This window comes from Streptomyces sp. NPDC102283, assembly GCF_044766265.1.
Lineage (GTDB): Bacteria > Actinomycetota > Actinomycetes > Streptomycetales > Streptomycetaceae > Streptomyces.
Window position 1 is genome coordinate 126,716 of sequence record NZ_JBIWLQ010000019.1, and the last position, 18,291, is coordinate 145,006.

Genomic DNA, 18,291 nt, shown 5'->3' on the forward strand with positions numbered 1-18,291 from the left:
CTCCTCGGTGCTGTGCGGCCCATCGCGGCCGCTCTCACTCCAGGGACGGAGCCGGATTCGGGTTCTCGACATCATGGCCCGAGAACCTCTCGAAAATCTCTTCGGCGGGCCGGGGACGAGCCCGCGGTCCCTGCTCGCGCGGGTCCCGCGGACGTAACCGCTCGGGCTCCGCATGGCGGCCCGCGGGACCGCGGCGCAGACTGGACGGAGAACGGGGACCACGAAGGCGACTGCCCCGGGGAGGCCCGGAACGATGGGTGAGTACGCGGATCTGCCCGGTGTCAGGACCTGGTACGAGACCGGGGGGACCGGTGACCCGCTGGTTCTGCTGCACGGCGGCTTCTGCACCAACGACACGTGGGGAGCGCAGCGCGCCGACCTCGCCGCCGCCCATCGCGTGTATCTGCCGGAACGGCGCGCCCACGGGCACACGGCCGACGTCACGGGGCCGCTGACGTACCAGGACATGGCCGATGACACCGTGGCCTTCCTGGAGCGGGTCGTCGGAGGGCCGGCACATCTGGTGGGCTGGAGCGACGGGGGAGTCGTCGCGCTGCTCGTCGCCATGGACCGTCCCGACCTCGTCCGCAGGGTCGTGGCGATCGGGGCCAACTTCCGCCCGGGGACCGAGTGCTTCGTCGAGCCGTCGATGCTCGACGTGATGACCCCCGCCGCGCCCGATCTCGCGTTCTTCCGGGAGATGTACGAGCCTGTCTCACCGGACGGCGCCGACCACTGGCCGGTGGTGGCCGCGAAAGTGGTCGACATGTGGCGCACGCAGCCGACGCTGACGGCAGTGGACCTGGCCCGCGTCGAGGCGCCCACCCTCGTCATGGTCGGCGATGACGACCTGATGACGCTGGAGCACACGGTGGCTCTGTACCGCGCGATCCCGGACGCCGGGTTGGTCGTCGTTCCCAGGGCCTCCCACCTGGCCCCGCTGGAGAAGCCGGCGCTGGTCAACCGGCTGATCCTCGACCACCTCGCACAGGACCCGGTGGAGACGATGATGCCCATCCGGCGGGCGGAGACCGGGGCGGCCCCGGAGGGCACCGTGATCTGATCCGACGGCGTCGAGGACCGCGGGGTTCATTCCTCCGTGCAGCTGAAGTCCTGCGGGGAAGTCCGCAGCCGGCCCAGCAGCCGGCGCAGCGTGGCCCGGTCGCGCTCGGACAGGTCCGCGAAGAGTTCGTCCTCCACGGTGTCGAGTGTTGTGTCGGAGGTCCGCAGCTGCGCGGCGCCCCGCGGAGTGATCTCGACGATATGGCGGCGCCGGTCGGCGGTGTCGCGGCGACGGCGAACGAGATCGTCGCCTTCGAGGTCGTTGAGGAGGGCGACGAGGACGCTGGGGTCGACGTCGAGCCTCTCGATCAGTGCCTTCTGCGTGACCGGCCCGTCGGCGAGCTGCAGGAGCGTCTTCATGTGCCGCGGGGTGAGCCCGGTGGCCGTGAGTGCCTTGTGGATCAGGGTCTGCGTCGCGTTGCCGTGGTAGGCGAGCAGGAATCCGAGGCGGTGGACCGGATCGCCGGGAGACGTCGAAGGCCCTGCCGATGGCTGGGCGGCCCTGTCCTGAGCTGGCATTCCACCACGTTATCAGGACGCACATGGTGGAATCTGAGAAATCGTTTATAGTCATCAACGATCTAACCATTTACATCATTGATGATTTCGAGGTAACCATGTTCATCGCCTACGCCGTGGTCGGCGTCCTTCTCGCCTTCGCCCTCGGCGCCTCCGCCGCGCTGACGTTCACGCGTAACGAGGCCGTCACCGCCTCGATGGGCAAGGTGGGCGTCCCCGGCACCTGGTTCCCCTGGCTGGCCTCGCTCAAGGCGGCCGGCGCCCTCGGCCTTCTGATCGGCCTGGGCGTGCCGCTGATCGGAGCCGCCGCGGCCGTCGGCGTCGTCCTCTACTTCATCGGGGCCGTCGTCACCCACCTGCGCGTCAAGGACTACGAGATCGCGCCGCCCGTGGTGCTCGCCCTGCTGGCCGCCGCCGCGCTAGTCCTGCGCGTGCTGTCGGCCTGAACGCCCCGGCCGCTGCCGGGCGACCCGCGGGTGGCCGGTGGCGCGGCGACTGGCACCGGGCGGATGTCAGCAGTGGGCGAGATGCAAACATTTATGCTGGATCGATGTGATCTGCTCCCTGGTGGGCCTTGGTCTCCTCCGGATGTGCCCCGCCCTTCTGGTCGGCTCCTGGACGATTGCGCAACTGCGCCAGGGGCCGGATTACGACTCCGCGAGGCAGACCCTGAGCGTGCTGGCCTCCTACGGTGCTGCCGGTTACTGGCTCATGGCGGGAATGCTGCTGGTGCTGGGGACGAGCGCGAGCCTGGCCCCGTGCCGGGGGCCGATCCTGTTCAGCAGCGGATGCGCGCCGGTACCCGGAGTCCCGGGGCCGTCCCGCAGGTCGGGTGGGGGCGGGACGTGGCACCGAAGGGGACGAGCGGACCGTCGACGTCGAGGAACAGCAGCGGACGCTGCGCGGCGCGAGTCACGGGAAGACGATAGTGGTGGCCCCACCGGTGGGGCGTGCGGTGGGAGCGCCGGTGCGGACGGCGCCGGGGTGGCAGCCTGCCGCTGCCACCCCGGAACCGTACGTCGAGCCCGGAATCATCCCGAACGGGCTTCCCTAGGTGAGCGGTTCCACCCACACGTTGCGGTAGCGGACCTTGCTTCCGTGGTCCTGGAGCTTGATCGCCCCGGCTGTCGGACCCTCGGCCGCTCCGCCCCCGGTCGTGCCGTCCACGGCCACGTCGTCGTGGACGGTGACACCGTTCCACACGACGGTGACCCGGGCGTCCTGCGTCTTCGCGCCCGAGGCGTCGAAGCGGGCGGCGCGGAAGGTGATGTCGTACGTCTGCCAGGTCTCCGGGGCCGTGGCGGCGTTCACGTCCGGGGCCTTCTTGGTGTAGATCGCCCCGGCCTCGTTGTCGGCGAGCGTGGTGTCACCGTACGAATCGAGGATCTGCACCTCGTAGCGCTCCTGCAGGTACACGCCGCTGTTGGCGCGGTCCTGGCCGGTCACGTCCGGAGGGAGGTTCGGCAGCCGGAACTCGACGTGCGCACGGAAGTCCTGGAAGCCCTGCTTGGTACGCAGGTCGCCGCCGGCGACCTCCATCTCCCCACCGCTCACGGGCCATTCGGGTGTGCGCCCGTCCGGATGCTGCCAGGCCGCCTGGTCCGTGCCGTCGAAGAGCTGGACGCGGGCACCCTTCGGATGGACGGTGATCATGTCCAGGTTCACATGGCCGGTGTCGCCGCTGTCGTAGGAGTAGGTGATCGTGTTGCGTCCCTTGCGCAGCTCCAGCTGTTCCGTCCCCGTCGACCAGGTCTTCCAGTCGGTGGTCGACAGCAGCTCGACCTGCCGGACCTTCTCACCGTTGACATGGACGCTCACCGTCTTGGTGCCGGGCGCCGGATCCGGCCCGTTGGAGTAGCGCAGACCCACATCGTGCGTACCCGCCTTCCCGGCCTCCACGTCGAAGGCGACTGCCGCTCCCTCGTTGCCGAAGCCGTCGACGAAGCCGCCGCCCGAGTAGCCCGCGTGCTCCGTGTCGAAGCCCGCGCCCCCACCGAGGGCTGCCTCCTCCGCCTCGTACCGGGTGGCCGGAGGCTGGTCGCCGGGGAGGGCGTTGAGGGTGTACCAGGCCTCCGTGCTCCACAGCTCCGTGCCGCCGGCGGAGCTGAAGGGGCGCGGCGAGCGGATGTGGACCACACGGTTCGCCTTGAGCCCGGGGATGGTCAGCGTGACCTTCTTGCGGTCCTCGGAGAGGGTGGCGGTCCCGACGTCGAGGGACTCCTCATCGATTTTGGGGCCGCCGTAGGCGGGGGTCGGGGCGTACGTCCACTGCTCGACCCGGTAGCTCTCGGCGAGCTTCGCTGCCGTCTCCTCGGAGAGAGGCTGGGTGTACTCCAATGCGAAACCACCGGGCTTTGCGCGCATCGCCAGGATGTCGAAGGCCTTGTCACCGCTGGGGGAGAGCTTCTGGAGCCCGTAGGTCAGCTTGCCCTCCTGGCCCCAGTTACCGCCCGCGCCGAGGCCGCCGGCGTAGATCGCGCCGTCCGGGCCCTTGCTGATCCGGTTGACCCCGGCCTCCAGGCCCTGGGTGAAGCGGAAGACCGCCCCCTGGTACTCGCCGTCGACCTTCTCCAGATAGGCGCGCTGGATACCGCCGTACGTGACATCACCGAACAGCATCTGCCCGGCGAACCGGCCCTCATCCAACTGCAGCGGAGTGCTGGGGGAGTTGGCTATCTCGTTCTGCGGCAGCCACAGCACCGGCTTGGTCACCGGCTTCGCGTCGAAGGGACCCGACGGGTTGGTGTAGTGGTTGAAGAAGCGGTCCTGCTTGATGTGGAGCAGCTTCGAGGAGGGCAGCCAGCCACCCTGGTTGTCGAGGACGAACATGTCGCCCTCCGGGCCCCAGCCGATGCCGTTGGGCGTACGCAGGCCCCCGGCGATGTAGTCGACCTCGCCGGTCTCCTTGTTCACCTTGATCGTCGAGCCGCGGTTCGGCGCGGGTTGCGGGTCGGTCGTCGCCCCGCCCAGATCGATCGCCACGGACAGGTTCAGATAGAAGTAGCCGTCCCGGTAGAGCAGGCCGAAGGCGAACTCGTGGAAGTTCCCGCCGTACGGCCAGGTCGCCACCGTCCGACGCTCATCGGTCACGTCGTCGCCGTCGATGTCGGTCAGCTCGGTGAGTTCGTGCTTCTGCGACACGTACAGTTTGCCGTCGACGGCCTTGATGCCCATCGGCTCCTTGAGCCCCTCGGCCACCTTCTCGGCCGTTACCTCGCCGGGACCGGTCTCGCCCTGGACGTCGTCGAGGAGATAGACCTCGCCGGTCGTGTTGTCGGTGCCGCCCCAGGTGGTCACGGCCAGCCGGCCGTCCGGCAGCCAGTCCATCGCGGTGACCTGTGGTTCGAAGCCCGCGGGCCGCAGATCGGTGAGCGCGTAGTCCGGGTGCGTAGAGGTCAGCGGCAGCCCGTCGCCGGGGGAGTCGAGGGCTCCCTCGCACTCCTTGCGGCCCGGCGCCGTCACCCGTACGACGTCGGCGTCGGTGCTCAGCGCGGTGTTCGGCACGACGGCGAAGTCCCCGGCGCCCGGCGGCTTCCATTCGAGCGTGACCTGCTGACCGCCGGTGCGGTCGAAGTGGTCGATCCGCAACGAATGATGACCTGCCGTCAGGTCGATCGATCCGTCCTTGGGCTCCGCGCCGTGCAGCCCGTCGTGATCGATGACGGTGGAGCCGCCGATCCGCAGCCGCGAACCGTCGTCGCTGGTCAGGCGGAAGACGTACGCACCGTCCTCGGGAACGGTGAGGTTGGCGGTGGCCTGGGAGACGAAGTGGTCACCGAAGCCGAAGTCGTCCGGCGAACTCCAGTCGATGCCGGGCATCAACTTGTCGACGTTCGGCGTCTGTCCGGTCTTGATGTCGCACAGCTCGCCGAGGGGGACCTGCACATCGAAGACGCGCAGGGTGACGCCCGGCTCCTGCGGCGGGAGTTCGTCCGGCGGCGCCGGCGCGGCAGCGGCCGGCACGGCGGAGAAGGCGCCGACGAGAAACGCGGAGACGAGCAGGCCCGTGAGATGTCTGCGGCAACGGTGGAACGGCCGTGGATGCATTCTTCCTCCTGGCCCCTCGCGGCGAGGGGCACGTCGCGGCGGTGGGTGGGGCCACCCGGCGCCCGGGGGTGAACGTTCGGCTCGTGCGGTGGGGGCAGCGCTGTGTCCGGACAGGGACTCCGGTGGCTGCGCCGAGAACAGTAGGAGGCTTCTACCGGCGGCGTCCATACTTCGTCACCACAGTGTTCAAAGTTCGCCGCTGTTGATGCAAAGTCGTCAAACCTATTGTGGTGCAGGGCATGTGACGATCAATCATCAATTGAGGAGGCTCGGGGAACGCACTCCGGGGAGGTGTTCTCACGCGCCGATGAAGCGGGCCCGCGCGGCCCGCTTCATCGGAGGTGAGTCATCGGAGGTGAGTCATCGGAGGTGAGTGAATCGGAGGTGGGTCAACGGCAGGGCGAACGGGCGCTACCGGCCCTCGCGGCCCTCGGCGGAGGCGAAGCCCAACCAGGTATGGCGGTTGCCCCACCAGCACCAGCCGACCTTGGGGGCGTTGCGCCGCTCCTTGCCGTCCCGCCCGGTGCCGTTGCTGATCCAGATCGCCGGCGTGCGCGCGTCCAGGGCGCCGTTCGGCTTGCGCAGCCGGGACCCGATGGTCATGAAGCAGAGGTTCCGCTCGAGCACCGCCGGCTGCTGCAAGACCCAGTGGACGCCTTCGGTGAGCAGCAAGGGGCTGCGGCTCTGCTCGGTGAGGGCGGGCAACGCCTCCTCCGGGCTCCAGTTGGCCATGTGGTCGCCGCGGTCGGGCCCGGCGACGAAATAGAGAGGCGCGTCGGGAAGTTCGACCCCGTTGGGGACGAACAGGTCGACGTCGGGCATGTCGACGACGACGAAGCCGGGCTTGCCGTCACGCAGGAGCAGTGGCGCGAGTGTGGAGGCGGGGGCTCGGTCCGGATGGACGGCGAGCAGAACGTCACGGCCAGGGTCGGCCGTTCCGGCGAACGCGCGGATGTCATCGGCGGGAATCCCCGCGATCGCGTGCACCCCTAGCTCGATCAACCGCTCCGCCTGCGCGGCGGGCGAAGGGAGCTGGTGCACGGCGTCGGCAGTGGAAGCATCGGGCAAGGCAATCCCTCGGATTCACGTTTCGCGGAAGTGGGCCGGAGGTCGAACGACAGAGATCACCGGGGTGTTCCCGAGGCGACCATGTCCCGCTGGGCGGATCCGTTTCCGCGCTGCCCGAACACGGTCCGCTTCTCCTGGTCGCCCGGCTCCGCCGCACAGGCCACGTCCCGCGCCGGCCGCTGCCCGGTGGTCAGGAACGCCGTCACCGCGTCATGCGCGCACGTGTTGCCGCCGAACGGGTGGACACCGTGACCGCCCTGGTCGGCCGTCACCAGCGTGGCCCGCTGACCGAACGTCCGCCGCAGTTCCCGGGCGCCGGCCAGCGGTGTCCCCGGGTCGCGCTCGTTCTGCACCATGAGGATGTTCGACGGACCCCGGTCGCCGATCCGCACCGGCGGCTCGACCCGCTCCGTCGGCCAGAACGCGCACGGCCCGATACCGGCTGTGGACCCGCCGAGCATCGGATACCGCAGCCGGTCGAACGCGACGTTGCGCTGATACTCCCGAACGGTCCTCGGCCAGCGAGAGTCGCCGCAGATCACATAGAAGCGCGCGGCCATGAGGTTCTCCAGGTGCGGCGGCACGGGAAGAACCGGCACCGGCCGGCCCGTGTCGACCGCCTGCCAGAACTCCGCCAGGTGAGGCATGAGGGCATCGACATAGAGGCGTTCGAACGTGACCGCGCGGAACGCGGTCCCGTCGATGCCTTGAACGGGCTTCTCGTCCAGCCGCTTCGCGAGTTCGAAGAACTTCGCGGTCACCTGCTCCGTGGTGGCCCCCAGACCGTACCGGGGGCGCGCGGCCGCGAACGCGGCGAAGTCCGGGAACCGGTCCTCCAGCCCACGGGCGAACGACCGCATGGCTGTGACGTCATAGCCGCCGGGGCCCAGACTGCTGTCGAGCACGACCCGGTCGCCAGGCTTCGGGAACATCGTCGCGTACACCGCACCGAGATGGGTGCCGTAGGAATGGCCGAGGTAGGAGAGCTTCGGCTCGCCCAGCGCCGCCCGGATCCGGTCCATGTCGCGCGCGGTGTTCGCGGTGGTGATGTGCGGCAGCATCGACGCCGTGCGCGAGGTGGCGCACTGCTTCGCGACGGTTCGCGCGTACCCCGCCTCCCGTGTGACGTCGGCGGCGGTGTGCGCGTACGGGGCGAAGTTGCCGCGATACTGCTGCTCCCGCGTCAGATCGCAGGTCACGGGCGTGCTCCGGCCGATACCGCGAGGGTCGAAACCGATCACGTCGTAGGAGTCCAGCACCTCGCGAGGCAGCCCCGCACCGGCCAGCACCGCCGGATAGTCCAGCCCCGCGCCCCCGGGACCGCCCGGATTCGTCACCAGTACACCGCGGCGCTTCGACGGGTTCTCGCTCGCCAGTCGGGAGATCGCGATCTCGATCCGCCGGCCGTCCGGGCGCCGGTAGTCCAGGGGGACGTCGAGAGTCGAGCACTCCAGCCGGGGCGCGGTGACGTCCTCGGGGCACGGACCCCACCGCACGGGGTCCGGACTCGGCTGCCCGACGGCGCCGGGATCCACCCGTGCGGTGGCCGGAGCCGCCGCGGACGCTCCCGGCACCGAGGCCGCCACCGCCACCGCGCCGACGGCGAGAGCAAGGGACAAGGCTGTACGCATCTGACGTCCTCCTGAAGAAGGGGGCGCACGGGACGCCGGAACCACCGGCTCCCGGAGCACCGCCGCCGATCTCTGTGACGTGGCCGTACGGGCTACCCGCACCCTCGGCCCGCCGTCCGGACGAGTCTGTCCGTGCGGGCCCGGGCGGCACATCGGCCCGGCGGCCCGGAGCCGCACCGACCAAGGGCGAGGCGGAGGTACGACTCCGGGCCGGCCGGCCTCCGCCCCTGGGCCGACCCGTCGGCCGTAGGGCTTCGCGACAATGGAGGGGTGAACACCTACGGCACGCCACCGCTCGGACGGTGGCAGCAGACCTGGCGACTGACGGCGGCCGCCGCGGTGAGCGTGCCGATCTGGCTCTACATCGGAGTGCTGCTGCACGGGCAGGGCGCCGGCCCGGGCCCCTGGTTCCGCATCGGTGATCCGCTCGTGGCCCTCGGCTGCCTGACAGCCCTGTTGTGGCGGCGACGCTTCCCGCTCGCCGTCGCCATGACGGTCGCGGTCGCCTCGACCGCGTCCACGCTCGCCACCGGCGCGGCTCTCCTGGCGCTGGGCTCGATCTCCACGCGTCGACGCCCGGTCGAGATCGGAGCCGTTGCCGTGGCCCATGTCGCCGCGTCGCAGTTCGGGGGCGGGATCTACCCGGTCCAGAACCCGCCCGGCATGCTCTGGTTGCAACTCGCGTTGCCGGCCCTGACCGCGGGTATCGCGGCGGCCGTGGGCATGGCCATCGGCGCTCGGCGCGTCGAGGTGCGGTCCTTGCGGGGCCGTGCGGAGAGCGCGGAACGGGAGCAGGCGGCACGAGCGGCGCAGGCACGGGTCCTGGAGCGCAACCGGATCGCCCGCGAGATGCACGACGTGCTCGCGCACCGGATCTCGCTGGTCGCCATGCAGGCAGGCGTGCTGGACCACCGCGGCGACCTCGGAGCCGAGGAGAGCCGTCTGCTGGTCCGCGGCATAGCCGAGGGCTCCCACCAGGCACTGGAAGAACTGCGCGACGTCCTCGGAGTGCTCCGCGCCGACCCGGGCCACCCGGAACCACCGCAGCCCTCTCTCGACCGCGTCCCCGACCTGGTGGCCGACGCCCGCGCGTCAGGACTGGACGTCACCCTGAGCACCGCCGTGACGGGAACACCCGCCGACGTCGTGGGACGAACCTGCTACCGGGTGGTCCAGGAAGGGCTGACCAACGCCGCCAAACACGCCCCGGGCGCGCCCGTCCACATCGCCCTCGAAGGCACGGAGGGCACCGGGCTCGGCGTCGACGTGCGCAACTCCCCGGCCACCACGAGAACCGGCCACCGGCCACCGGCCTCGGGATTCGGACTGCTCGGCCTCACCGAACGGGTCGGCCTGGCCGGCGGAACACTCCGCCACCACCCCACGTCCGACAACGGCTACATCCTCAGCGCGCGACTACCCTGGCCCAACCCCACCCACGAAAAGAGAGCATGAGTGGACAGCGAGCGGGAACCTGTGCGGCTCGTCATCGTCGACGACGACCAGTTGGTGCGGATGGCGCTGCGCCTCGTCATCGACGGCGAACCGGATCTGACCGTCGTGGCGGAGGCGGCCGACGGGAACGCCGCGATCACCGTGGTGGACGAGCAGCGGCCGGACGTCGTGCTGATGGACGTACGGATGCCCGGCCTCGACGGACTCGGCGCGACCCGGGAGCTCCTGACCCGGCCGTCGCCGCCCAGGGTGCTCATGCTGACGACCTTCGACTCCGACGACCTGGTGCTCGGCGCCCTGCGGGCCGGCGCTCTCGGGTTCGTCCTCAAGGACACTCCGCCGCAACGCATCATCGACGCCGTGCGGGCCGTGGCGGACGGCAGCCCCGTGCTGTCACCGGCCGCCACGGCACGGGTGATCGCCGCGGCCACCGGCCCGCAGTCCTCCCACGCCCGTGACGCTACCCGTCGGGCCGCGCGGGAACGACTGTCGGCACTGACCGAACGGGAGCGCGAAACAGCTCGGGCCATCGCGGACGGACTGGGAAACCCGGAGATCGCGCGGAAACTGCACATCAGCGTCGCGACGGTCAAGGCGCACACCGGCAGCCTGTTCGCCAAGCTGGCGGTCCAGAACCGGGTTCAGATCGCCCTGCTGGTCCGCGACGCGGAGGAGTGACCGGGGCCCCCGGAGTCGCTGCGCCCAAGGCAGCAGGGCCCATGGGGTGACAGGGCAACCGGGTAAAAGGAAAGGCAAGGAGGGAGACCTCTCCTTGCCAGGCTCAACTTATAGCTCACCGGGGGGCTTGCGGCAAGCCCCGGGTGACGGCGCAGAATCCTCGGGTCGCTGCCACCACCTGCGGGAACGGTGACACGACGTGCACACGCCAGCAGGATCTGCCGGTCCACCAGCCAGAGGGAAGACAACCAGGAATGAACGCGTGTCCGACAAGAGGTTCGACGGAGGGCGAGGCGCCGATGATCCGATCGGCCGTCGCAGCGCAACGGCACACGACGGCCCCGGAGGTGTCGCGATGACGGACCCGTACGTGCTGGACCTCGGAGAGGTCGACGAGACGCGCGTCGCGGCCGTCGGCGGCAAGGGCGCGCACCTGGGCGGACTGTCGCGGATCGAGGGCATCCGCGTGCCGGACGGCTTCTGCGTGACGACGGACGCCTTCCGGCGGGCCATGGCACACGTCCCGTCGATCGACGAGCGGCTCGATGAGCTGTCGCGCCTGGGCCCGGAGGACCGGGAGGCGATTCGCGCGCTCAGCGGACGGATTCGCCGCCTCATCGAGGAGAACGCCGTCCCGGGGGACATCGAGGCGGCGATCTCCGGCTCGCTCGCCCGGTTCGGTGAGCAGGCCGCGTACGCCGTCCGCTCCAGCGCGACGGCGGAGGACCTGCCGACGGCCTCCTTCGCGGGCCAGCAGGACACCTATCTGAACGTCCTGGGGCCGACCGCGGTCCTCCAGCACATCAGCCGGTGCTGGGCATCGATGTTCACCGAGCGGGCCGTGATCTACCGGCAGCGGAACGGCATCGACCACCGTACGGTCCACATGGCCGTGGTCGTACAGCGGATGGTCTTCCCGCACGCGTCCGGCATCCTGTTCACGGCGGACCCGGTGAGCGGCAACCGGAAGGTCGCCACCGTGGACGCCGGGTTCGGCCTCGGGGAGGCCCTGGTCTCCGGTCTGGTGAATCCGGACGTCTTCACCGTCCGGGACGGCGAAGTCGTCACCAGGACCATCGCCGCCAAGGAGCGCGCCGTTCACGCCCTGCCCGCCGGCGGTACACGGGAAGTGGCGGTCGACGCACGGCAGCGGGAGCGGCCCGCGCTGACGGATGAGCAGGCCGTGCGCCTCGTGGGGCTCGGCCGCCGGATCGAAGCGCACTTCGGCCGCCCGCAGGACATCGAATGGTGCCTGGTCGACGGCGGGTTCCGGATCGTGCAGAGCAGGCCGATCACCACCCTTTTCCCTCTCCCCGACATCGAGAACGGTGACGAGGGAAAAACCGGCGGGGACGCCGAGGGAAGCGCCGAGAGGAAAGACGGGGGCGATGGCGGAGGCAATGGCGGAGGCGATGACGGGGGTAATCACGTCTACGTCTCCGTCGGCCACCAGCAGATGATGACCGATGCCATGAAGCCCCTCGGGTACTCCATGTGGCAGCTGACGGCCATGGTGCCGATGCACGAGGCGGGTGGGCGGCTGTTCGTCGACGTCACCCGGCGACTGGCATCGCCCACGAGCCGCGACGGCCTCCTGGACGTCCTGGGGAAGGGCGATCCGCTGGTCAGGGATGCCCTGGAGACCGTCCTCGAACGCGACGGCTTCGTGCCCTCCCTCCCGGACCCGGCCCCCGGCGGGCCGCCGTCCACCGGTGCGCCCGCCCCGGTCGAGACCGATCCGGCCGTCGTCACCGACCTGATCGAGCGCAGCCGGACGTCCGTCGCCGCCCTGGAACGTGACATCCGGACGAAAGAGGGCCCGGCGCTGTTCGACTTCCTGTTGGAGGCCTTCGAGGAACACAAGAGGGTTCTGGCCGATCCGCTGAGCATGCGGGCGATCATGGCGGGGATGGACGCCACCTGGTGGCTCAACGACAAGCTGCTGGAGTGGCTGGGCGAGAAGAACGTCGCGGACACGCTGACGCTGTCGGCCCCCGGCAACATCACGTCGGAGATGGGACTGGCGCTGCTCGACGTCGCGGACGTGATCCGCCCGTTGCCGGAGGTGCTGGCCTTCCTGCGGGACGCCGAGCGCCTTGAGGACGCGACTTTCCTGGACGAGCTGGCGAAGACCGAAGGCGGAGGCGAGGCTCGCGCGGCCATGGAGGCCTATCTCGACCGGTACGGCATGCGCTGCGTCGGGGAGATCGACATCACCAGGCCACGATGGCGCGAACGCCCCACCACGCTCGTTCCCGTGATCCTCGACAACGTGGGGAACTTCGGGCCGGGGGCCGCCGAGCAGCGCTTCGAACAGGGCCGGCGGACCGCCCGGCAGAAGGAACAGGACGTGCTGTCACGGCTGCGGTCCCTGCCGGACGGGGACCGGAAGGCCGACGAGACCCAGCGGATGATCGACCGCGTCAGAACCTTCATCGGATACCGGGAGTACCCGAAGTACGGCATCGTCAGCCGCTACTTCGTGTACAAGCAGGCCCTGATGGCGGAGGCCGAGCGACTCGTGCGGGACAACGTGCTTCCCGAGAAGGAGGACGCCTTCTACCTGACGTTCCGGGAATTCCACGAGACCGTACGGTCCAACCGGGTGGACGAGCAGCTCATCCAGCGGCGCAAGGACGCGTTCCGGTCGTACCAAGCGCTCACTCCGCCCCGGGTCCTCACGTCGGAGGGCGAGGCCCTCACCGGCGCGTACCGGCGTGACGACGTGCCGGCCGGCGCGCTGACCGGCCTGCCGGTGTCCGCCGGGACCGTCGAGGGAAGGGCCCGTGTCATCCTCGACATGGCGGAGGCCGACCTCGAAGCGGGCGACATCCTGGTCACGACCTTCACGGACCCCAGCTGGTCACCGCTGTTCGTCGGAATCGCCGGCCTGGTGACGGAGGTCGGCGGCCTCATGACCCACGGCGCGGTGATCGCCAGGGAGTACGGCCTGCCGGCCGTCGTGGGCGTCGAGCGGGCCACCCGGCTGATCCGGGACGGGCAGCGGATCCGCCTGCACGGAACCGACGGGTACGTAGAGTTCCTGCCCTGACCGCCCACGGTCAAGGAGCCTCGCCTCCGACGCGGCCCTCCCGTGACGTACGACGTGCACCTCGGCCGGGCCGCGTCAGACGGCTGACCAGCCGTCGTCCACGGGCAGGACCGCGCCGTTGACGAAGGAGGCCGCATCCGACGCGAGCCAGACGATGGCGGCGGCCTGTTCGTCCGCCGAGCCGATGCGGCCGATGTTCGCTCCGATGAGGCTCCCGACGATGGAGGGGCCGTGCGCGTCGGGGCGGCTGTCGACCCCCATACCGGTCGCGGTGGGGCCGGGCGCGATCACGTTGGCCCGGATGCCCTGTGCGCGGTACATCACCGCCAGGTTCTTCACCAGCCCGGTGGTCCCGTGCTTGGCGGCGGTGTACGCGGCTCCGGCGGCGCCGCCGCGCAGGCCGGCCTCGGAGCCGGTGAAGACCAGGCACCCGGAGCCGGCGGTCAGCATGTGGGGGAGTACGGCTCGGGTGAGGAGGAAGGGAGCCGTGAGGTCGACGCGCAACACCCGGTCCCACTCGGCGTCGTCGGTCTCGTGCGCCGCCGACATACGGTCCATGACTCCCGCGTTGTTGACCAGGACGTCGACCCCGCCGAACTCCGCCACCGCGCGGGCCACCACGGCGTCCACCACCCGTTGCTCAGCCAGGTCCCCGACGATCGTCCGGGCGACGCCCCCAGCGCCTGTGATCCTCTGTACGGTCTCCTCGACGCCGGCCGCGTCGAGGTCGGCGGCCAGGACGCGGTCGCCCCCCGCGGCGAAGGCCAGAGCGGCGGCCCGGCCGATACCGGACGCCGCCCCGGTGACGATCACGCTCCGCCCGGCGTGAGAGGCGATGTCCGGCTCGGATACAGGTGCGTTCATGGCTCGGTCCTTCCGACACTGCGAGGGCTGAGGGCTGAGGGCTGGGAGTTGGTGCTTGGTGGTTGAGGAGGGGGCGGGCGTGCCGAGCCGCGGTCAGGTCGGGAGAGCCGTCCGGCTCCGGAGGACCTCCGCCATGGACTCGTCGCGCCAGCGCTCCAGGAGTTCGTGGAAGGCGACGGCCCCGTGCGGGTAGGCGATGGGGCCGTTGGGCCGACCGCGCCCTTCACGGTTGTAGTAGCCCGGGGTGCACTCGGCGTGGAACCACTCGTGGTCGGGCGCGCCCTCGGCCAGGACGGCGATCCAGGCGTCCTCGATCTCGGACGAGGGCTCGATGAGGGCGCCGGCGGCCTCCGCGGCTGCGATGAGGGCGGCGGCGTGGATGGCCTGCTCGTCCAGGATGTGGGTGAAGTTGACGCTGCTGGCGTTCTGGAGCGGCCCCATCTGCAGGAGATTGGGGAAGCCGTTGCTCGTGAAGCCGTGGAGCGTGCGCGGGCCCCGTCGCGCCCACCTGTGGAGCAGCTGGACGCCGCCCCGGCCGTGTACGGGGAGTTTGCCCGAGTGGATGCCGGAGGTCCCGACGTTGAACCCGGTGGCGAAGATCAGGCAGTCGAGCTCGTACGTGGCGCCGCCGACCGTGACGCCGTGCTCGGTGACGCGCTCGATGCCGTGGGTGTCCGCGGTGTCGACGAGAGTGACGTTGTCCCGGTTGAACGCCGGGTAGTACAGGTCGGAGAAGGTGGGGCGCTTGCACGCGTAGCGGTACCAGGGCTTGAGCTTCTCCGCCGTCCCCGGGTCCGTGACCGTCTCTTCGACGCGGGCGCGGAGCTCGTTCATCTTGGCGGCGTCGGCTGCCTCGTAGGCGGCTTCGAAGGCCTGCCGGTCGCCCTGCCGCCGGAAGCTCGGCAGGAGCTTCTCCAGCAGGCCCGCCGACGTCGTCCACCGGTCCGCCACCAGATCCTGGTCGGCGCCCTCGCCGGAGACGATGCGGAGGTAGTTCTCCCGTCGCCCCCGGGCCCAGCCCTCGCGGTCGGCGCCCACGTCCCGGGCGGTGGTGCGGCGGTTGCCGCGTACGTCCACGGTGGAGGGGGTGCGCTGGAAGACGTAGAGGTGCGCGGCGTCCTCGGCCAGCATCGGGATGACCTGGATGCCGGTGGCTCCGGTGCCGACGATGCCCACCCGCTTGTCCGCGAGGCCGGCCAGGCCGCCCCGGGGGGAGCCGCCGGTGTAGGCGTAGTCCCACCGCGAGGTGTGGAAGGTGTGGCCTGCGAAGTCCTCGATGCCGGGGATCCCGGGTAGCTTCGGATCGGTGAGGGTGCCGGTGGCGTTCACGACGTAGGTGGCCCGGAAGGAATCGCCGCGGTCCGTGGCCACGATCCACGTCTCGGAAGCCTCGTCCCAGGTGAGTTCGGTGACCCCGGTGGAGAACAGCGCGTCCGCGTAGAGGTCGAACTTCCGCGCGATCCGCACCGCGTGGCGGCGGATCTCGTCGCCGGGGGCGTACTTCCACTCCGGTACATAGCCGGTCTCGTCGAGCATCGGCAGGTAGACGTGGGACTCGACGTCGCAGTGGACGCCCGGGTATCGGTTCCAGTACCAAGTACCGCCGAAATCACCGCCCTTCTCGATGACCCGGACGCGCTCGACGCCCTGCTGCCGCAGGTGCGCGCCCGTGAGGATGCCGCCGAATCCGCCGCCGATCACGGCGACGTCGACGGTGTCGAGGAGAGGGTCGCGCCCGAGAGGCCCCTCCGTGTACGGGTCCGCCGCGTAGTAGCCGAACTCGGCGTCAGCGTCGCGGTACTGCGCGGCTCCGTCGGGACGCACACGCCGTTCGCGTTCGAGTCGGTAGCGCCGCCTCAGTGCGGCGAGCTCGTGGGGAGCCGGTGGTTGAGGAGTCGTCATGTGGGGTCCTCGATCCGGATGGTGGGGCGGCAGCGGCCCAGGGCGGGCGGCCGTCCGCTACGGTAACAACTACCGGACAGTGTTGTCCGGTTGTGGTCCGGTCAGGACGGCGACATTCGGCCAGAGGCGTTCACCTCTCGCCGCGGCCTGCGTCATCCCGCCCACGGAACCCGCCCACGGAACCCGCCCACGGAACCCGCCCACTGCACAGCCACTGCACAGACCGCACAGGAAGAGTGATCCACATGCAGCGACTTTCGGCCCGGTCTCTTTCCGTTCTCGCCGCCACCGGCGCGCTGATCCTCGCCGGATGCGGTACGGAGAGCGGCGATCCCGGGGGAGAGGCGGCGTCGGCCTCCGCGGGCAGGACCATCCGGGCGCAGAAGGTCATGCAGCTGACCCAGGTGCACGACGAGACGGGAATGACCTTGCTGGAGGGACCCGTGTTCGGCGAGGACGGCGGCCTGATCGTCGTCGACGTCACCGCGCCCGAGGGCGAGCCCAAGGTCATACGTGTCGACGTGGCGAAGAAGACGTCCCGCACGCTCCACACCGATGGCAAAGGGGCGTACACCTCGGCGCAGTTCAGCCCGTACGACGGACGGCTCTACCTCAGCGACTTCGCGCACGGCGAGATCGTGAGCCTGGCGCCCGACGGCGGCGACCCGCTGACCTTCTTCTCCGGCGAGGTCGACGGAGCGCCGATGAACCCCGACGACATCGCCTTCGACCAGGAGGGCAACCTGTACGTCAGCGACTCACGCGGTCTGACCGAGGGCAAGGCCCACGGCCGTGTGGTGCGGATCGACCGGGAGGGCGGCGGGGCCACCGTTCTGGCAGAGGACCTGGCCGCGCCGAACGGGATCTCCTTCGACGCGGACTACCGAGGGCTGTGGTTCAGCGAGCTCACCGAGAACCGGATCTCCTACCTGCGTCTCGACGAGAAGGGCGGGGTGACGTCCCGGCACACCGCCATCCGCGTGGACGGCGGACTCGCCCAGACCGACTCGATCGCCGTGGACGCGGACGGAAACCTCTACCAGGGGCTGCACGGCCGGGCGGCCATGGCCGTGTACGACCGACACGGTGAGCGGCTGGCGACAGTGGAGCTTCCCTCGCGGGCCGAAGGCCTGGAGTCGGCGACGAACGTGGCCATCACACCCGGCGGTACCAAGGCGTACATGACCGTCAGCGGTCCCGCCGGGGGCTACCTGTACACCTTCGACGCGCTCGCGGAAGGCATTCGGCAGTCCAACGGCGGCTGACCCGGACCTCGGATCAGCAGCCGAAGGCCCGCACCGGCCCCACCTCGACGTCGAGCAACCGCCAGGCGGCCAGCGCCCGGTGCTCGCGTTCCTCGCGCGTGGGACCGATGACGGCGGCGGAGACCATGGCCACCGAGAGCACGAGGTCGTCCCCCGCACTCAGCCGGTGACCGCGGGGGAGGTGTTTGCGCAGTGCACACTCCACCCGCTCGGACAGGGCAAGGGCGTGCGCGCGGATGCCCGAGCGGCCGCCCGCCCGGTCGGCGTGCAGAAGACCGATGAAAGCCGCCGACTCGGCAAGATGCCACGTCAGCACACCGAGCACGGCGTCGAAGGTGGCGTCCTCGTGCGCCGCGGCCTGCTCGACCTGCCGCACGTTCTCCTCCAGGACCGCGACCACCGCGGCACTCCGGTCGGGAAAGTGCCGGTAGAGAACGCCCTGCCCGACCCCGGCCCTGCGCGCGATCGCGGAGAGCGGCGCCTCCAGACCGTGCTCCGCGAAGATCTCCCGGGCGGCGGTGACCAGAGCGGCCCGGTTACGAGCAGCGGCCCTCGGCCCGTCGTTCGCCGGCCGCCGCCCGTCCTGCTCGATGTGCTCCGTCACCCCGGCAGAGTACCGGCCGGGCAGACGCCCTTCGACCTTCCTCCCCGACCGACCGACCGACCGACCGACCGACCGACCGACCCGCCAGCCGACCGACCGGCCGCGCCGCATCGGGGCATGGCGATTGCTCACGGCAGGTTGGAC

The 18,291-nt window shown here is 70.5% G+C and carries 14 protein-coding genes; 6 read left to right on the top strand and 8 right to left on the bottom strand.

The features are described from left to right. The first annotated feature begins 253 nt into the window (after positions 1–253). Entirely contained in the window at positions 254–1,063 is an 810-nt protein-coding gene (locus ACIRJT_RS30915; protein WP_403915589.1) for an alpha/beta fold hydrolase, read from the top strand. Between the two features lie 26 nt (positions 1,064–1,089). Here ACIRJT_RS30915 and ACIRJT_RS30920 read toward each other — a convergent pair whose 3' ends face one another. Continuing rightward, the gene (locus ACIRJT_RS30920; RefSeq protein WP_403915592.1) at positions 1,090–1,581 is read right to left on the bottom strand and encodes a MarR family winged helix-turn-helix transcriptional regulator; all 492 of its coding nucleotides are present in this window, start codon (positions 1,579–1,581) and stop codon (positions 1,090–1,092) included. Between the two features lie 26 nt (positions 1,582–1,607). Here ACIRJT_RS30920 and ACIRJT_RS30925 point away from each other — a divergent pair, with 26 nt between their 5' ends. Next, positions 1,608–2,027: a DoxX family protein gene (locus ACIRJT_RS30925; RefSeq protein ID WP_403915683.1), complete on the top strand. Its 420-nt coding sequence runs from the start codon at positions 1,608–1,610 to the stop codon at positions 2,025–2,027. A 332-nt stretch (positions 2,028–2,359) separates the two neighbouring features. Here the strand turns inward: ACIRJT_RS30925 and ACIRJT_RS30930 are convergent, their stop codons facing one another. The 4 genes from ACIRJT_RS30930 to ACIRJT_RS30945 all read right to left on the bottom strand — a co-directional run bounded on the left by ACIRJT_RS30930 (position 2,360) and on the right by ACIRJT_RS30945 (position 8,327). Next, complete coding sequence (locus ACIRJT_RS30930; RefSeq protein WP_403915595.1) at positions 2,360–2,497, bottom strand: hypothetical protein; 138 nt, start codon at positions 2,495–2,497, stop codon at positions 2,360–2,362. A 134-nt stretch (positions 2,498–2,631) separates the two neighbouring features. Beyond that, positions 2,632–5,628, bottom strand: coding sequence for a family 16 glycoside hydrolase (locus ACIRJT_RS30935; RefSeq protein WP_403915598.1), 2,997 nt, complete (start codon positions 5,626–5,628; stop codon positions 2,632–2,634). 411 nt (positions 5,629–6,039) lie between these two features. Continuing rightward, positions 6,040–6,696, bottom strand: a complete 657-nt coding sequence (locus tag ACIRJT_RS30940; protein ID WP_403915601.1) for a DUF5701 family protein — start codon at positions 6,694–6,696, stop codon at positions 6,040–6,042. 56 nt (positions 6,697–6,752) lie between these two features. After that, positions 6,753–8,327, bottom strand: coding sequence for an alpha/beta hydrolase (locus ACIRJT_RS30945; RefSeq protein ID WP_403915604.1), 1,575 nt, complete (start codon positions 8,325–8,327; stop codon positions 6,753–6,755). A 270-nt stretch (positions 8,328–8,597) separates the two neighbouring features. On the opposite strand from ACIRJT_RS30945, the gene ACIRJT_RS30950 reads away from it, so the two are divergent. The 3 genes from ACIRJT_RS30950 (at position 8,598) to rph (ending at position 13,512) form a co-directional block, all read left to right on the top strand. Further along, the gene (locus ACIRJT_RS30950; protein WP_403915607.1) at positions 8,598–9,782 is read left to right on the top strand and encodes a sensor histidine kinase; all 1,185 of its coding nucleotides are present in this window, start codon (positions 8,598–8,600) and stop codon (positions 9,780–9,782) included. After that, positions 9,783–10,460, top strand: a complete 678-nt coding sequence (locus tag ACIRJT_RS30955; protein WP_403915610.1) for a response regulator — start codon at positions 9,783–9,785, stop codon at positions 10,458–10,460. A gap of 355 nt (positions 10,461–10,815) precedes the next feature. Next, complete coding sequence (rph, locus tag ACIRJT_RS30960; protein ID WP_403915613.1) at positions 10,816–13,512, top strand: rifamycin-inactivating phosphotransferase; 2,697 nt, start codon at positions 10,816–10,818, stop codon at positions 13,510–13,512. A gap of 75 nt (positions 13,513–13,587) precedes the next feature. Here the strand turns inward: rph and ACIRJT_RS30965 are convergent, their stop codons facing one another. Together ACIRJT_RS30965 and ACIRJT_RS30970 are read right to left on the bottom strand one after the other, a co-directional pair. Beyond that, positions 13,588–14,376 (bottom strand): SDR family NAD(P)-dependent oxidoreductase, encoded by a 789-nt coding sequence (locus tag ACIRJT_RS30965; RefSeq protein WP_403915616.1) that lies wholly within the window; start codon positions 14,374–14,376, stop codon positions 13,588–13,590. Between the two features lie 93 nt (positions 14,377–14,469). Next, positions 14,470–16,278, bottom strand: coding sequence for a flavin-containing monooxygenase (locus ACIRJT_RS30970; protein WP_403915619.1), 1,809 nt, complete (start codon positions 16,276–16,278; stop codon positions 14,470–14,472). 245 nt (positions 16,279–16,523) lie between these two features. Between ACIRJT_RS30970 and ACIRJT_RS30975 the strand changes: the two genes are divergently transcribed. Then, on the top strand, positions 16,524–17,543 hold the full coding sequence (locus ACIRJT_RS30975; protein ID WP_403915622.1) for an SMP-30/gluconolactonase/LRE family protein: 1,020 nt from the start codon (positions 16,524–16,526) through the stop codon (positions 17,541–17,543). A gap of 13 nt (positions 17,544–17,556) precedes the next feature. Here ACIRJT_RS30975 and ACIRJT_RS30980 read toward each other — a convergent pair whose 3' ends face one another. Next, a complete protein-coding gene (locus ACIRJT_RS30980; protein ID WP_403915624.1) occupies positions 17,557–18,147 on the bottom strand; it encodes a TetR/AcrR family transcriptional regulator in 591 nt (196 codons plus the stop codon). Positions 18,148–18,291: the final 144 nt, after the last annotated feature.

Excerpts from the sequence above, each read along its gene's own strand:
- ACIRJT_RS30965 (WP_403915616.1), bottom strand. The coding sequence starts at position 14,376 with ATGAACGCACCTGTATCCGAGCCGGACATCGCCTCTCACGCCGGGCGG.
- rph (WP_403915613.1), top strand. The coding sequence starts at position 10,816 with ATGACGGACCCGTACGTGCTGGACCTCGGAGAGGTCGACGAGACGCGC.
- ACIRJT_RS30935 (WP_403915598.1), bottom strand. The coding sequence starts at position 5,628 with ATGCATCCACGGCCGTTCCACCGTTGCCGCAGACATCTCACGGGCCTG.
- ACIRJT_RS30920 (WP_403915592.1), bottom strand. The coding sequence starts at position 1,581 with ATGCCAGCTCAGGACAGGGCCGCCCAGCCATCGGCAGGGCCTTCGACG.
- ACIRJT_RS30975 (WP_403915622.1), top strand. The coding sequence starts at position 16,524 with ATGCAGCGACTTTCGGCCCGGTCTCTTTCCGTTCTCGCCGCCACCGGC.
- ACIRJT_RS30945 (WP_403915604.1), bottom strand. The coding sequence starts at position 8,327 with ATGCGTACAGCCTTGTCCCTTGCTCTCGCCGTCGGCGCGGTGGCGGTG.
- ACIRJT_RS30970 (WP_403915619.1), bottom strand. The coding sequence starts at position 16,278 with ATGACGACTCCTCAACCACCGGCTCCCCACGAGCTCGCCGCACTGAGG.
- ACIRJT_RS30915 (WP_403915589.1), top strand. The coding sequence starts at position 254 with ATGGGTGAGTACGCGGATCTGCCCGGTGTCAGGACCTGGTACGAGACC.